Consider the following 13799-nt stretch of genomic DNA (forward strand, 5'->3'; position numbering starts at 1 on the left):
TCTCGCTCGGGAGTACGATCCTGCGCGGTCTACGCGACTTGAGCCGCTGGGCAGGAGGGCTTGCGGTCGTCTGTAGAATTCAAATGACGAGGCGTAACATGGTGGCGCAAACGAGTGACGGACGCATCCTGCTGGCCAAGAAGCTCGGCGGGCTCATCGCAATCATCTTGGGATGCCTGCTGACGGCCGTAGGCGTGACGTTCGAATACAGCGGCATGACTTTCGTCGGCGTGTTGTTGCTGGTCCTCGGAGCCGTCCTGCTGGTGCTCAAGATCATGAGGCGAAATCAGGAACGTCCGTTCTGACAGACGGCAGGCGGTCACACGCCCAGCACGTCGGCGAGCCGCAGCTCGTCGGCGGCGGGATCCTTCAAGAACAGCTCGGCCTCGATCTCGTCCAGATGCGACAACATCTGCACGCGCGCAGCCTGCTTGTCGCGCTTGCGGATCGCGGCGACGATGCCGGCGTGATGATCGGTGCCACAGGCCGGCGTGTCGTGGCGGCGGTAGAGCAGGATGATGAGCGAGGAGCGCGCGATCAGCTCTTTCAGGAAGCCGAGATAGATGCTGTGCCCGCTCATCTCGGCGACGAGACGGTGAAACTCGCCGGAGAGCCGGACCGAGGCGCGCGCGTCACCGCGCAGCTCCGCCTCGCGCTCCTCGGCGAGATGCTGCTGGAGGCGATCGATCCAGGCCGGTGACACCGCATCAATCGCGTGATCGACGATGGTCGGCTCGATCAGGCGGCGCGCCTCGAACACTTCACGGGCATCGCCGGGCGTCGGTCGCGCGACGAAGGCGCCGCGGTTCTTCTCGATGTTGACGATGCCTTCATGTGCAAGCTGCTGGAGCGCCGTGCGGACCAGCGTACGGCTCGCGCCGTAGATCTCGCCGATCTCGTCCTCGCCGAGCTTCGTACCGGGCAGCAGGCGATGCTCGAGGATCGCGGCGGTCACCCCTTCCCTGATACGGCTGACGCGATCGCTCGCATCTGGCGCGTCGGATTTCGTGCGAGTCTTGGCGGCCATCAGTTCGAAGGGTTGGGTGTGAGGGCTCGATCGGCGACGTTCGGCCTTGAATGTTAGTCGACGAGCTGTATCCAATCACAGGCGAAAGATTATACAATCCGCGCCCGTTTTGTGTGCAGCGAGACAGACGGGTGCTGGGACGGCCGAGGGCGGCGGATTCGATCTAACGACCTGACTCTGCTGCACAGTTCTGGAATTCAGCCGGCCAAGGGCGGTTGGCACGGACCTTGCGGAGAGACGGGAGCATCGCCCCTCCCTTGGACACGCCATGGCCACTCCCGCCGCTCTCGAACTGGTCGCCGTCACCAAGCGCTACGACACAACGCTGGCGGTCGACACCGTCAATTTGAAGATCCCGGCCGGGACCTATTGCTGCCTGCTCGGCCCCTCCGGCTGCGGCAAGACCTCGACCTTGCGGATGATCGCGGGCCATGAGGCGGTCAGCAAAGGCGACATCATTCTCGGTGCGCAGAACGTGACCGACCTTGAGCCCGCCAAGCGCGGCACGGCGATGATGTTCCAGTCCTACGCGCTGTTTCCGCATCTGACGGTGCTCGACAACGTCGCGTTTGCCCTCAAAATGCGCGGCGTCGACCGCGCGACCAGGCACAAGCGCGCCGGCGAATTGCTGGAGCTGGTGGCGATGACACCCTATGCGGGCCGGCTCCCGGCCCAACTCTCCGGCGGCCAGCAGCAGCGCGTGGCGCTGGCTCGCGCTCTGATCACCGAGCCGCAGATCCTGCTGCTCGACGAGCCGCTCTCCGCGCTCGATCCGTTCCTGCGGGTGAGGATGCGCGGCGAGTTGAAGCGCCTTCAGCGCGAGCTCGGCATCAGCTTCATCCAGGTCACCCACGGCCAGGAAGAGGCGATGGCGCTCGCCGACCACATCGTGGTGATGAACCAGGGCAGGATCGAACAGCAAGGCACCGCGCGCGAGATCTTCCACCGTCCCCGCACCGAATTCGTGGCCCGCTTCATCGGCGGCCACAACGTCCTCAGCGACGCCGGAAACCTCATCGCCGTGCGCGCCGATCAGCTCGGCATCGCGCCGTTCGCCGAGGGCGCGTTCGGCGCGCCGGCGCTGCTGACCCAGACCGAGTACCAGGGCTCCTACATCGCCGTCTCGCTCACGCTCGACGACGGCACCGCCCTATTCTCCCACCTCCCCGAGGCCGCCTTCGACGTCCACCCGTTCCGTCCGGGCGATCGCGTGCTGGCCACCTGGGATCCTGCCAAGGCGCAACGCCTGCAATAGCGCCGATCGATCACTGGAATGCGCAACAGAGGAGTGACTGATATGACCGAGACCACCAGGACGAAGGGCGTCAGCCGCCGCACGCTGCTCAAGGGCACCGCAGGTCTCGCGGGCCTCGCCGCCGGCTCCGGCGCCATCACCGGCTTCCCCTATGTGAAATCGGCCGATGCGAAGGTGCTGCGCTATCTCGGCACCGCCGTGAACGAGGGCGACGACATCTCCAAGCAGTGCCTCAAGGACACCGGCATCAAGATCGAATACATCACCGCGACCACCGACGACGTCACCAAGCGCGTGATGACCCAGCCCAACTCCTTCGACGTACTCGACACCGAATATTTCTCGCTGAAGAAGATCGTGCCGTCGGGCAACATCCTTGCCCTCGATGCCAAGAAGATCAAGGAATTCGACAACATCACGCCGGTGTTCACCAAGGGCGAGACGCCCGGCGGCAAGAAGATCGGCGGCCAGGGCACGGCGCCCTGGAAGGTGCTCTATCTCGAAGGCAAGGACTCCAAGAAGTTCGCGACGTCGGCGACCGAGTTCGTCACGCTGATCCCGACCGTCTACAACGCCGACACGCTCGGCATTCGTCCCGACCTGATCAAGCGCCCGATCAGCTCGTGGTCCGAGCTGCTCAATCCCGAATTCAAGGGCAAGGCCTCGATCCTCAACATCCCCTCGATCGGCATCATGGATGCCGCGATGGTCGTGGAAGCCACCGGCAAGTACAAATATGCCGACAAGGGCAACATGACCAAGGAAGAGATCGATCTCACTATGAAGGTGATGACCGAAGCCAAGAAGGCGGGACAATTCCGCGCCTTCTGGAAGGACTTCAACGAGAGCGTCAACCTGATGGCCTCCGGCGAGACCGTGATCCAGTCGATGTGGTCACCGGCCGTGACGAAGGTGCGCTCGATGGGCATCCCCTGCACCTTCCAGCCGCTGAAGGAAGGCTATCGCTCCTGGGCCTCGGGCTTCTGCGTCTCCAAGGGCGTCTCGGGTGCGAAGCTCGAATGGGCCTATGAGTTCGTGAACTGGTTCCTGTCCGGCTATGCCGGTGCCTATCTCAACCGCCAGGGCTACTACTCCGCCGTGCTCTCGACCGCGAAGGCGCACATGGAGCCGTACGAGTGGGCGTACTGGATGGAAGGCAAGCCGGCCGAGAAGGACATCAAGGCGCCCGACGGCTCGCTGCTCGAGAAGGCCGGCGCGGTGCGCGACGGCGGCTCCTACGAGGACCGCATGGGCGGCGTCGCCTGCTGGAACGCCGTGATGGACGAGAACGACTACATGGTCCGCAAGTGGAACGAGTTCATCGCGGCCTAACGTGATGGACACGTCAGAGGACATCCTGCAACAGGCGTCCCCGGGATTGATCCCGGGGTCAGGCACGGCGCGCGCCGCGAAAGCGACGCGCCTGTCGCCGTCCTTCATCTCCTGGCTCCAGGCCGGGCCGATGATGCTGGTGTTTCTCGCCTTCTTCCTGATCCCGCTGGTCTTCGTCGTCATCGTCTCGTTCTGGGACTACAACGAATACCAGCTGCTGCCGGCCTTCTCCGGCCGCGGCTACACCGACACGTTCGAGGGCTGCATCGCGCAGCTCCCCGATCTCTGCACCATCGCCAAGACCTATCTGAAGACGCTGAAGCTGTGCTTCCTGGTCTGGGTCATCACGCTCTTCATCGGCTTCTGGGTCGCCTACTTCCTCGCCTTCCACGTCAAGTCCAAGACCTGGCAGATGGGATTGTCGCTGCTCTGCACGATCCCGTTCTGGACCTCCAACGTCATTCGCATGATCGCCTGGATCCCGCTGCTCGGACGCAACGGCCTCGTGAACTCCGGCCTGATCAAGACGGGGCTGATCAATCACCCCGTGGAATGGCTGCTGTTCTCCGAATTCTCCGTGGTGCTGGCGCTGGTCCACCTCTTCACCTTCTTCATGGTGGTGCCGATCTTCAATTCGATGGTGCGCATCGACAAGTCGCTGATCGAGGCGGCCTATGATGCCGGCGCCACCGGCTTCCAGACGCTGGTCAACGTCATCATCCCGCTCTCCAAGCCCGGCATCGTGATCGGCTCGATCTTCGTCATCACCATCGTGATGGGCGACTTCATCACCATCGGCGTGATGGGCGGCCAGCAGATCGCCGCCGCCGGCAAGATCATCGAGACGCGGGTGAACGCGCTGCAATTCCCGGCTGCCGCCGCGAACGCCGTGATCCTGCTCATCATCACCTTCCTGATTATCACCATGATGTCGCGCATCGTCGACATCAAGAAGGAGCTCTAGAGCATGAAGGAGGGACGCCCGCGCTCGTTCTACGTGCTCGCGATCTTCTTCGCGGCCTATGTGCTGTTTCTCTACGGCCCGATGATCGCGATCTACGTCCTCTCGTTCCAGGGCCCGCAGGGCGGCCTCACCTTCCCGATGAATGGCGTGTCGACCTTCTGGATCGCAAAACTGTTCCAGGGCACCGGCATCGTCGATCTCGGCGCGGCCTTCCGCCGCTCGCTGCTGCTTGGCCTGATCGTGATGGTCGTGACCGTCGTGCTGTCGGTCGCCGCCGGCATGGCCTTCCGCCGCAAGTTCAAGGCGCAGGGCATTCTATTTTACTCGGCGATCGCGAGCCTGATCGTGCCCTCGATCATCACCTCGCTCGGCATCTCGCTCGAATTCCGCATCATCGACGACCTGATCAAGGCGCATTGGAACGAGAATTTCGAGACCTCGATGGGCCTGCTGACCTCGGGCTTAGGTGCGCACCTGACCTGGACGCTGCCGTTCGGCCTGCTTATCATGTTCGCGATCTTCAACCGCTTCGATCCCAGGCTCGAGGAAGCCGCGCGCGATCTCGGCGCGACGCCGTGGCAGGCCTTCCGTCATGTCGTGCTGCCGATCATCCTGCCCTCCGTGATCGGCATCGGCCTGTTCGGCTTCACGCTGTCCTGGGACGAGCTCGCCCGCTCCAGCCAGGCGATCGGGGCGGTGAACACGCTGCCGCTCGATCTCCAGGGCCTCACCACCACCGTGACGAACCCCGATATCTATGCGCTCGGCACCGTGATCTCGGCGGTGTCGTTCACCGTGATCGCCCTTGCACTCGGCACCATCCACATGCTCAACAAACGGCAGGCGGCCAAGGGCTCGGATGCCGGCCAAGGGCTTGTCTGACAAGGGGCTTGTCTGAACTGATGCGGCTGCACGTCGTCAATCCCAACACCACCGCGTCGATGACGGCGAAGATCGCCGCTGCAGCACGCAGCGTCGCCCTGCCCGACACATTGATCGATGCGCGCCAGCCCGCGATGGGCCCGGTCTCGATCGAGGGCTTTTACGACGAAGCCTTCGCCGTGCCCGGCATGCTCGGCTGCATCCGCGACGCAGACCGCGACGGCGCCGACGCCCACATCATCGCCTGCTTCGACGACACCGGCCTCGACGCCGCGCGTGCCGCCGCGAAAGCGCCGGTGATCGGCATCGGAGAAGCCGGCTTCCACATGGCGAGCCTGATCGCGGCGCGTTTTGCCGTGGTGACGACGCTCGGTGTCTCGATCGTGCCGATCGAGCATAATTTGCGGAAATACGGCCTCGCCGAGCGCTGCGCGCGTGTCCGCGCCGCCGAGGTCCCGGTGCTCGCGCTCGAGGAGCGCAATACCGATGCCCTCGGCAAGATCTCCGCCGAGATCACCGCCGCGGTCCGCGACGATCGGGCGGAAGCCGTCGTGCTCGGCTGCGCCGGCATGGCCGACCTCGCCACCGAGCTCGCCGCCACACATGGCCTGCCCGTGGTCGACGGCGTCGCCGCGGCGGTCACGCTGGCAGAATCACTGGTGCGGCTGGGACTGAAAACCTCCCGGCTCGGGCCCTATGCGGCGCCGCGCTCGAAGACCTATTCCGGACCGTTTTCGCCGTTCCAGCCTTGATCCCGGCTCTTTTCGAGGACCTTCAGGGGTCCCAAGACCAGCTGATTGCTGGTTTTTTGCCGTTAGCCTCTTTTTGGTCCCATTTGTTGCCGAATGGTAACACTTTCGGGACGTCCCGGCGACCTCTGGTTGCCGCACTTCGCCACTCACCAAGTTTCAATTTGGGTTTTGTCAGCGATGATCGATCTCGCCCAGGACAGGCCGTCCAACCCCCTCCTTCGCCTTGGCGCCCAGCCGATTGCGCTGACCGCCGCAGCCCTCCTGCTCCTCATCGCCGGCGTGACCTCGATCGCGATCTGGCGCGCTTCTACCGGTGCAACTCCTGAGACCGACCGCGTGGTGGCGTCGCGGCAGCTCCAGGCCCGCACGGCCCAGGCATCCGAGCAACTCGTCGAGAAGACCAAGGGTCTCGAGGCGACCCAGCAGGAATCGATCGACCAGCTCCAGGTCGTGCAGGACCAACTCCAGACCATGAAGCGCCTGATGGCGGCGCAGCAGGCCGACACCAAGCGCCTGTCCGAACAGGTCACGACGCTGAACGAGTCCATCGACGGCCTTCGGCAGTCCTTTGCCAGCGTCCGGGCCACGGAAGCGGAGACACCCTCGGTTACCCGCAGGAAACCGTCGCGCCGTGTCCACGCCAGCGCCCGCAAGCGTTCGCGCGGCTAGCCGGGTCAGGGCCTGCGACTTAAATTTTTCCACATGTGAACTGGATCACATTCCCCCGTATGATTCCGCGCCATGCTCCCGGTTACCGGATGGCGTGAGCCGATTTCAATGTCCGGGGCTGGCAAGGTCGTTGACGGTATACTGCGTCAACGGCCTTGTTCTTTAATGGGCTAGCTGGAGCCCCGCTCCGATGGAATCGGAGCGGGGCTCCAGCTTTTTGCAGCTGTCAGAACGCTATTCGCAGACATCCACGCGGCGGACACGCCAGCCTGCCGGCGTCATGACCCGCTTCCGCACCACGTAACAGCCGCCGTAACCGCCGTCGTCATAGCCGGTACCATAGTAATAGGGATCGCCGTAACCGTGGCCGTAGCCGTAATAGCCGCCGTAGTAGCCGGCGCCGGCGATACCTGCCCCGATCGCCACTCCGGGCCAGAAGCCGCCGCCACGCCAGTGGCCGCCATGGCCCCAGCCGCCACCATGGCCCCAGCCGCCGCCGCCGTGGCCCCAGCCACCGCCACCATGACCGAAACCGCCCCGCGCCTCAGCCGCCTGCGGCGCCGACAAGCCGACTGCCGCGACGGCCAGCGCCGCCATCATCATCTTGCGTAACATCACTCGATCCTCCGCGTGGAGACGTTCCACGCTCAAAGCGGGACCAAGCTAACGTCACCCGCGCCTTCCTGACAGCCTTACTGCCTCACTTCCGCGCGAGCATCAGCAGCCGCGATCGAAGCATGTGAATCCGAAGGAAGCTGACGCGCGGCGCGCGCGGACCGCTATGCGGCGGCCGCCATCTTCTCGGCGGCCCACGGCTATTCTCAGCCGATCCGCTTCAGGCCTTTCTGGAAGCGCGGGCCGTTGGCCACGTAGAACCTCGCCGCACTCCCCATCTTCTGCACCTGGGCATCGTCGAGCGTGCGGATCACACGCGCGGGCGAGCCGATGATCAGGGAGCGTTCGGGAAATTCCTTGCCCTCGGTGATGACCGAGCCCGCGCCGACGATGCTGTTGCGGCCGATCTTCGCGCCGTTCATCACGATCGAGCCCATCCCGACGAGCGCGCCCTCCTCGATCGTGCAGCCGTGCAGGATGACGTTGTGGCCGACGGTGCAGTTCTTGCCGATGACCAGGGGAAAGCCGAGGTCGGTGTGGCAGGTCGAGCCATCCTGCACATTGGCGCCCTCGCCGATCTCGATCCATTCATTGTCGCCGCGCAGCACGGCGCCGAACCAGACGCTCGCACCCGGCTTCAGGCGCACGCGGCCGATCACGGTCGCGGTCTCGGCGATGAAGTAATTCCCGTCGACGGGAAGATCGGGTGCCTGTCCGTCGAGCTCGTAGATCGCCATGGGGTTCTCCTGTCGCGTCAACCCCAGCCATAGCGAAACGGCGACGCTGAGGCAAAGGGCCGCCGCGCCACGCAGGGGACGCCGAGCGTCCCTGGGGAACGCAGAGCGTCCCGGGCAACGGAAGCGTCAGACCAGAACGCCGGCGGCGCGTAGCGTCATCAGGAAGAAGGTGCCGCTCATCATGCTCCAGAAGCCGGCGATGACGGTCGCCATCATCACGAATTCGACGCGGCGGCTTTCCACCCGCATGCCGCGCAACGTGTTGCGCATGATGATGAAGGGCGCCGCGAAGACCAGGAACGGAACCGCGGCAAACGTCTTCGGCGCCACGCCGTCCTGCAACAGGCCGAAACCGGCGGGCCGCTGGGCAAACGCCTGGTATCCGTTCACGAGCGCTCCCGCGAGCGCGAAACCGATGCAGATCGAGAACAGAGAATTGAAGGCTTCAGGTGTCATCGGAACGGTCCGCCCTTACGCAACGCCGGAGCCTTCCTGTGACAAAGAGTGCCGGTTAACGCTACATTATCCTTAAGGGAAGGTTAACGTCGGCGGCCGATCCACGCAGGGCCCTCCCCCGTCCCGGCGGCCGGGAACGCTCCGCGAATTCGCCGCCGCATGGCATATTCGCCGCTGATTCGTCGGCCACCGGCCGACTTCCCGGTTCGACTTGCGCAAGCTCATGACGATGTTTTCGGCAGCTCCCCTTAGGTCCTCCAGGACGCACCCTCGGGCGCATGTCGTCCCGATCGTGCTCGGCGGCACTGCGGCGCTGGGCGCGGTGGCGCTCGTCGCCTACTTGCTATGGCCGACCTGGGGCTCGGGCGGCGCGAATGCTCCGGACCGGCTGCCGGTGAGTGTCGGCGGCACGCTGTTCAACGTTCCCACGACCGCGATCAGGATGAAGATTCAGCGGCACTCCGGGCCGCAGGAGCGCATCGATCTCGACTTCCTCTACCCTTCGCTTGAGCCGCCGGGCGCGCCGAAACATGTCACGGCCGACACCGTGGAAGAGGCGATGCAACCGATCGACCGTGTCTTCCTGTCGATATCGGCGCATCACGATGCGCTGGCGCCGGAGCAGCGAACAGCCACGATCTATCCGCGCTATCTCGACCAGGCCGCGACCAGTGCGGCGGACGGCCTGACGATGCGGATGTTCCGCGCCGACACGCCCTATGGCAGCGAGGACTTCTATTCCGCCGCAAGCCCCGCGCTGACCGCACGCTGCACGCGCGATGCCGCCACGCCCGGCATGTGCCTTTCCGAACGCCGTGTCGGCGGCGCCGATCTCACCTTCCGTTTTCCGCGGAGCTGGCTGTCGCAATGGCGCGATGTCGCGGAAGCGCTGGACCGGCTGTCAGCGCAATTGCGCGGACCGAAGGGCTGACCCCCGATCGCTTTGCGCCGCATTGACCGGCTGATAGGCTCGTCGCCAACAACATCAAGCGCGGTGATCGACGTGACCGATGCAGCAGCAAACCTGCCTCCGGGCGCCCAATTGTTGGGGCGCGAATGGCTCGGCTTTGACGAGGGCGGGCGGGCCTTGATCCGCTTCCAGGCTCAGCCCGCGTTCACCAACAGGCATGGCACGATCCAGGGCGGCTTCCTCGCGGCGATGCTGGACTCTGCCACCGGGATTGGCGCGCTGGCAGCGCTGTCTCCCGACCTGACAGTGGTCACCAGAAGTCTGGATACGCGCTTCCTGAAGCCTGCCGCGGTCGGAGCCATCACGGCACGCGCGCGCGTTGTCGAACGGACGGATCGCGATATGGTCATGCAGGCCGAGCTTGTCGATGCGAACGGCATCACTGTCGCTGATGCCACGGCGCGGCTGCGCATTATCGCGAAGAAATAGAACTACGGAACCGCGGAGTTAACGTTCGTCATTGCGAGCAGAGCGAAGCAATCCAGAATCCCTCCGCGGAAAGATCCTGGATTGCTTCGCTTCGCTCGCAATGACGGAGAGAGAAACTATTCCTGATCGACGAGATCGTCCTCGAGGATCGCCATCTGGAATTGGAACGAGCGATCATCATCCTCGTCATCGACGAAGAGCACGCCGATGAACTCCTCGCCGATATAAACCTCGGCGGAATCATCCTTCTTCGGCCGCGGCACGACGCGGATCTTGGGATTGCCGAATACGCGCTTCAGATACGCGTCGAGCTTCCTTACTTCCTTGACGTCCACGGCAAGTCTCCAATCGAAATCTGGGTTGGCGGGGTTTTAGGACGAGACGCGACGAACCGCCAGCATGAATTGCCAAAGAATTTGGGGACGAGCAGGGCCGGAGAATCCGGCCCTTTTCTCTCGCTCAAAGTCCCATCGCGTTGATCATCTGATCCATGGTGCGCGACGGCTCGGCGCAGCCGGCCTCACCGACGATCTTGGCGGGCACACCGGCAACCGTGACGTTGTGCGGCACCGGCTTGACCACGACCGAGCCGGCGGCAATGCGCGCGCAATGACCGATCTCGATGTTGCCGAGGATCTTCGCGCCGGCGCCGATCAGGACGCCGTGACGGATCTTCGGATGGCGGTCCTCGTTCTCCTTGCCGGTGCCGCCGAGCGTGACGCCATGCAGGATCGAGACGTCATCCTCGATCACCGCGGTCTCACCGCAGACGAAGCCGGTGGCGTGGTCAAGGAAGATGCCGCGGCCGATGCGCGCGGCGGGATTGATGTCGGTCTGGAACACCGCAGACGCGCGGCTCTGGAGATAATACGCAAAGTCCTTGCGGCCCTTCAGATAGAGCCAGTGCGCGAGGCGATGGGTCTGAATGGCGTGAAAGCCCTTGAAGTAGAGCAAGGGGTCGATGAAGCGCGACGTCGCGGGATCGCGGTCGTAGACGGCGACGAGATCGGCGCGGAAGGCGTTGCCGAGATCGGGAGCCTCGCGCAGCGCCTCGTCATAGGTCTGGCGAACGAGATCACCCGACAGCGCGGAATGATCGAGCCGGTCGGCGAGACGATGGATCACCGAATCTTCCAGGCGACTGTGATGCAGCACCGTCGAGTAGATGAAGGTCGCAAGCTCCGGCTCGCGATGGACGATGTCCTCCGCCTCGCCGCGGATCCGATCCCAGATCGGATCGAGCGTTGCGAGCTTTCCTCCCGGACTGACCTGATGCACTGCCATAGGATCTGCTCTTTCGAATTGGCTCATTTTGCTGGCTCTATACCACAGTCTAGCCGACGAAGTCCCGACGGGCTTGCCTGAGAGTGAACAGTGAGTTGCTCCGCGAAAGCACGCCAACGCCTTGAAACACAACAGTTTCTTCTGACGCCCCCAGGCGGCGAGGTCGGCTCAAAATGGTCAGGGTTTTGCCAAATTCAAGCCGGGCAGCGTCAAACTATTGGTGAATTCCGCCTCGACGGCTGTTGCGGGCATGGTCGGGGAACACGACGGAGCGGATTTGAGCATCACCACCGATCAATTGCGCGCGGGCGCCGCTGATACGTTTTGGCTGCGGCTGGCGGCGGTGGGACTGCCCCTCCTCTTGATCGCGCCGGCGTTCTGGAACGGCTATCCGCTGTTGCAATGGGATACCGGCGGCTATCTGGCGCGCTGGTACGAAGGCTATCTGGTCCCGAGCCGCTCCACCGTGTTCGGCCTCTATCTGCACTACGGCGAGAATTTCGGCTTCTGGATCAATCTCGCGGTCCAGTCGCTGGCGACGCTGTGGCTGTTGCAACTGACGCTGCGCGTACTCGGGTTGATGCAGACGTCTCGCTTCGTCGCGATCAGCCTCTGCCTGATCCTGTCGACCGCGCTGCCCTGGCTCGCGAGCATGCTGCTCACGGACATCTTTGCAGGGCTGTCGATCCTGTCCCTGTTCTTGCTGGTCGTCGGCGCGAGCCGGACGTCGGGCCTCGAAAAGATCTCGCTGTTCGTCTTCACCGCCTTTGCCGCCGCAACCCACAGCGCCACACTCGGCGTGCTGCTCGGGCTCTGCGCCGCCGGCTGGATGGTGCGGCCGTTCCTCGGCGCGCGCCTGCCGCTCGCCGGATTGGCGCAGGCGAGCCTCACCATCGTCGCGGGCGGCCTGATGCTGGTGTCGGCAAACCACGCGCTGTCGGGCAAATGGGCCTGGACGCCCGGCGGCTATGGCGTCGCTTTCGGACGCATGATGCAGGACGGTATCGTCGCGCGCTTCCTGAGCGATCATTGCCCGTGCGAGCGCTACAAGCTCTGTCCCTATCGCGACCAATTGCCGGCGACCGCCGACGAGTTCCTGTGGGGCAAGAGCATGTTCAACACGCTCGGCCGCTTCGAAGGCATGAACGACGAGATGGGCTATATCGTCGTGCATTCGCTCGCCGACTATCCGGCGTGGCAGGCCGGCGCGGCGTTGCGGGCGATGGGCCAGCAATTGCTGCATGTGGCCACCGGCGAAGGCACCAGTGTCTGGATCGGGCACACCTACGGCATCATCGAGCGCTACATCCCGGCGCAAGTCGCGCCGATGCGCGCGGCGCGGCAGCAGAATCACGGCCTCGATTTCGATCACGTCAACTGGCTGCACGTTCCCGTCGCGCTGGCCTCGATGCTGGCGCTGGTCGGGTTGCTCGCGCATGCGCTGGCAAGCCGCCGGCTCGACGATCTGACGCTGCTGGCGGCAACCGTCACGCTGGCGCTGCTCGGCAACGCCTTCATCTGCGGCGTGATCTCGGGTCCGCACGACCGCTACGGCGCACGGATGGTGTGGGTCGCGACCTTCGTGGTGCTGATGGCGCTGGCGCGTCGTTTCGGTGACGACCAACCTGACGACGAGACCTCAGCCGCGGCGTGACAGGAAATCGAGCACGCCGGTCTTGTAGACCTTGTCGCCGACCGCGCGCATGTGGTCGCGGTTGGGGATATCGAGCACTTCCGATCCCGGGATGATGGCGCCGAGCGCGCTGGCTGATCCTGCGACGTCGTCGGCGCTGCCGACCGCGATCAGCACGGGCACGTCGATGCGCGCGGCCTCTTCCTTCGTCATGAGGTCGCGGGTGCCGCGCAGGCAGGCGGCGAGCGCACGACGGTCGGAACGGGTCTGATCGGCGAAGGCGCGAAACGTGCGGCCGACCGGATCGGTGACGTCGTCGAGCGAGGGCGCCTCCAGCGCCTTTGCGACATTCTCGCCGGGCCCGGTGCCCTCGATCAGGCCGCCAATTCCGATGCCGCCCAGGATCGCCGAGCGCAGGCGCTGCGACTCGTTGAGGGAGAGCCACGCCGTCATCCGTCCGCCCATCGAATAGCCCATCATGTCGGCCTGCGGAATCGCGAGGTGATCCATCAGCGCGAGCACGTCGCCGGCCATGGTCGGGATCGAGTACTGTGCGGGCTCGTAGAGCTTTGCGCTTTCGCCATGGCCGCGATTGTCCAGAGCGATGACACGGCGGCCGTTCTTGCGCAGTTCCGAGACCCAGGTCGGATAGACCCAGTTCACGTTCTTGCTCGAGGCAAAGCCGTGCACAAGGATGATCGGATCGCCCTCGCCTTCGTCGAGATAGGCAATTTCAACGGCGCCGTTGTGAAAGCTCGGCATCAGCAGTTCCGCAGATCGTTGTGGGGGAGAGA

The 13799-nt window shown here is 64.4% G+C and carries 17 protein-coding genes; 10 read left to right on the top strand and 7 right to left on the bottom strand.

Annotated features, from left to right (window positions below):
- Nucleotides 1-98: 98 nt before the first annotated feature.
- On the top strand, nucleotides 99-305 hold the full coding sequence (locus IVB46_RS03080; protein ID WP_063982481.1) for a hypothetical protein: 207 nt from the start codon (nucleotides 99-101) through the stop codon (nucleotides 303-305).
- A gap of 14 nt (nucleotides 306-319) precedes the next feature.
- Here IVB46_RS03080 and IVB46_RS03085 read toward each other — a convergent pair whose 3' ends face one another.
- On the bottom strand, nucleotides 320-1027 hold the full coding sequence (locus IVB46_RS03085; RefSeq protein WP_208070827.1) for a GntR family transcriptional regulator: 708 nt from the start codon (nucleotides 1025-1027) through the stop codon (nucleotides 320-322).
- Nucleotides 1028-1295: 268 nt separating this feature from the next.
- Between IVB46_RS03085 and IVB46_RS03090 the strand changes: the two genes are divergently transcribed.
- The 6 genes from IVB46_RS03090 to IVB46_RS03115 all read left to right on the top strand — a co-directional run bounded on the left by IVB46_RS03090 (nucleotide 1296) and on the right by IVB46_RS03115 (nucleotide 6881).
- Nucleotides 1296-2282 (top strand): ABC transporter ATP-binding protein, encoded by a 987-nt coding sequence (locus IVB46_RS03090; RefSeq protein ID WP_071912608.1) that lies wholly within the window; start codon nucleotides 1296-1298, stop codon nucleotides 2280-2282.
- A gap of 42 nt (nucleotides 2283-2324) precedes the next feature.
- Complete coding sequence (locus IVB46_RS03095; RefSeq protein ID WP_028150047.1) at nucleotides 2325-3614, top strand: extracellular solute-binding protein; 1290 nt, start codon at nucleotides 2325-2327, stop codon at nucleotides 3612-3614.
- A gap of 4 nt (nucleotides 3615-3618) precedes the next feature.
- Nucleotides 3619-4578, top strand: a complete 960-nt coding sequence (locus IVB46_RS03100; protein WP_247309524.1) for an ABC transporter permease — start codon at nucleotides 3619-3621, stop codon at nucleotides 4576-4578.
- Between the two features lie 3 nt (nucleotides 4579-4581).
- On the top strand, nucleotides 4582-5460 hold the full coding sequence (locus tag IVB46_RS03105; protein ID WP_014494293.1) for an ABC transporter permease: 879 nt from the start codon (nucleotides 4582-4584) through the stop codon (nucleotides 5458-5460).
- Nucleotides 5461-5480: 20 nt separating this feature from the next.
- Nucleotides 5481-6212 carry an aspartate/glutamate racemase family protein gene (locus tag IVB46_RS03110; protein WP_247309616.1) on the top strand — a complete coding sequence of 244 codons (732 nt, stop codon included), beginning with the start codon at nucleotides 5481-5483 and terminating at the stop codon, nucleotides 6210-6212.
- Nucleotides 6213-6389: 177 nt separating this feature from the next.
- A complete protein-coding gene (locus IVB46_RS03115) occupies nucleotides 6390-6881 on the top strand; it encodes a hypothetical protein (RefSeq protein ID WP_166091991.1) in 492 nt (163 codons plus the stop codon).
- 234 nt (nucleotides 6882-7115) lie between these two features.
- On the opposite strand, the gene IVB46_RS03120 is transcribed toward IVB46_RS03115, so the two are convergent.
- From IVB46_RS03120 to IVB46_RS03130, 3 genes are all read right to left on the bottom strand, one after another.
- Nucleotides 7116-7496, bottom strand: coding sequence for a hypothetical protein (locus tag IVB46_RS03120; RefSeq protein ID WP_247309520.1), 381 nt, complete (start codon nucleotides 7494-7496; stop codon nucleotides 7116-7118).
- Between the two features lie 206 nt (nucleotides 7497-7702).
- Nucleotides 7703-8233: a gamma carbonic anhydrase family protein gene (locus IVB46_RS03125; RefSeq protein ID WP_247309518.1), complete on the bottom strand. Its 531-nt coding sequence runs from the start codon at nucleotides 8231-8233 to the stop codon at nucleotides 7703-7705.
- Nucleotides 8234-8359: 126 nt separating this feature from the next.
- Complete coding sequence (locus tag IVB46_RS03130) at nucleotides 8360-8689, bottom strand: hypothetical protein (protein ID WP_014494286.1); 330 nt, start codon at nucleotides 8687-8689, stop codon at nucleotides 8360-8362.
- Nucleotides 8690-8912: 223 nt separating this feature from the next.
- Here IVB46_RS03130 and IVB46_RS03135 point away from each other — a divergent pair, with 223 nt between their 5' ends.
- Nucleotides 8913-9620, top strand: coding sequence for a hypothetical protein (locus tag IVB46_RS03135; RefSeq protein ID WP_208087530.1), 708 nt, complete (start codon nucleotides 8913-8915; stop codon nucleotides 9618-9620).
- Between the two features lie 72 nt (nucleotides 9621-9692).
- A complete protein-coding gene (locus IVB46_RS03140) occupies nucleotides 9693-10088 on the top strand; it encodes a PaaI family thioesterase (protein ID WP_247309516.1) in 396 nt (131 codons plus the stop codon).
- Between the two features lie 116 nt (nucleotides 10089-10204).
- On the opposite strand, the gene IVB46_RS03145 is transcribed toward IVB46_RS03140, so the two are convergent.
- Both IVB46_RS03145 and cysE read right to left on the bottom strand, forming a co-directional pair.
- The gene (locus IVB46_RS03145; RefSeq protein WP_007602550.1) at nucleotides 10205-10423 is read right to left on the bottom strand and encodes a DUF3126 family protein; all 219 of its coding nucleotides are present in this window, start codon (nucleotides 10421-10423) and stop codon (nucleotides 10205-10207) included.
- 124 nt (nucleotides 10424-10547) lie between these two features.
- Entirely contained in the window at nucleotides 10548-11372 is an 825-nt protein-coding gene (gene cysE, locus IVB46_RS03150; protein ID WP_014494283.1) for a serine O-acetyltransferase, read from the bottom strand.
- 277 nt (nucleotides 11373-11649) lie between these two features.
- Between cysE and IVB46_RS03155 the strand changes: the two genes are divergently transcribed.
- Entirely contained in the window at nucleotides 11650-13026 is a 1377-nt protein-coding gene (locus IVB46_RS03155; protein WP_247309515.1) for a hypothetical protein, read from the top strand.
- On the opposite strand, the gene IVB46_RS03160 is transcribed toward IVB46_RS03155, so the two are convergent.
- On the bottom strand, nucleotides 13012-13767 hold the full coding sequence (locus IVB46_RS03160) for an alpha/beta hydrolase (RefSeq protein ID WP_071912591.1): 756 nt from the start codon (nucleotides 13765-13767) through the stop codon (nucleotides 13012-13014). The genes IVB46_RS03155 and IVB46_RS03160 overlap by 15 nt on opposite strands.
- Between the last annotated feature and the right edge of the window lie 32 nt (nucleotides 13768-13799).

The sequence above is a fragment of the Bradyrhizobium sp. 61 genome, assembly GCF_023073075.1.
Taxonomy (GTDB): Bacteria; Pseudomonadota; Alphaproteobacteria; order Rhizobiales; family Xanthobacteraceae; genus Bradyrhizobium; species Bradyrhizobium barranii.

Excerpts from the sequence above, each read along its gene's own strand:
- cysE (WP_014494283.1), bottom strand. The coding sequence starts at position 11,372 with ATGGCAGTGCATCAGGTCAGTCCGGGAGGAAAGCTCGCAACGCTCGAT.
- IVB46_RS03095 (WP_028150047.1), top strand. The coding sequence starts at position 2,325 with ATGACCGAGACCACCAGGACGAAGGGCGTCAGCCGCCGCACGCTGCTC.
- IVB46_RS03125 (WP_247309518.1), bottom strand. The coding sequence starts at position 8,233 with ATGGCGATCTACGAGCTCGACGGACAGGCACCCGATCTTCCCGTCGAC.
- IVB46_RS03130 (WP_014494286.1), bottom strand. The coding sequence starts at position 8,689 with ATGACACCTGAAGCCTTCAATTCTCTGTTCTCGATCTGCATCGGTTTC.
- IVB46_RS03110 (WP_247309616.1), top strand. The coding sequence starts at position 5,481 with ATGCGGCTGCACGTCGTCAATCCCAACACCACCGCGTCGATGACGGCG.
- IVB46_RS03115 (WP_166091991.1), top strand. The coding sequence starts at position 6,390 with ATGATCGATCTCGCCCAGGACAGGCCGTCCAACCCCCTCCTTCGCCTT.
- IVB46_RS03120 (WP_247309520.1), bottom strand. The coding sequence starts at position 7,496 with ATGTTACGCAAGATGATGATGGCGGCGCTGGCCGTCGCGGCAGTCGGC.
- IVB46_RS03160 (WP_071912591.1), bottom strand. The coding sequence starts at position 13,767 with ATGCCGAGCTTTCACAACGGCGCCGTTGAAATTGCCTATCTCGACGAA.
- IVB46_RS03100 (WP_247309524.1), top strand. The coding sequence starts at position 3,619 with ATGGACACGTCAGAGGACATCCTGCAACAGGCGTCCCCGGGATTGATC.
- IVB46_RS03090 (WP_071912608.1), top strand. The coding sequence starts at position 1,296 with ATGGCCACTCCCGCCGCTCTCGAACTGGTCGCCGTCACCAAGCGCTAC.
- IVB46_RS03085 (WP_208070827.1), bottom strand. The coding sequence starts at position 1,027 with ATGGCCGCCAAGACTCGCACGAAATCCGACGCGCCAGATGCGAGCGAT.
- IVB46_RS03105 (WP_014494293.1), top strand. The coding sequence starts at position 4,582 with ATGAAGGAGGGACGCCCGCGCTCGTTCTACGTGCTCGCGATCTTCTTC.
- IVB46_RS03080 (WP_063982481.1), top strand. The coding sequence starts at position 99 with ATGGTGGCGCAAACGAGTGACGGACGCATCCTGCTGGCCAAGAAGCTC.
- IVB46_RS03135 (WP_208087530.1), top strand. The coding sequence starts at position 8,913 with ATGACGATGTTTTCGGCAGCTCCCCTTAGGTCCTCCAGGACGCACCCT.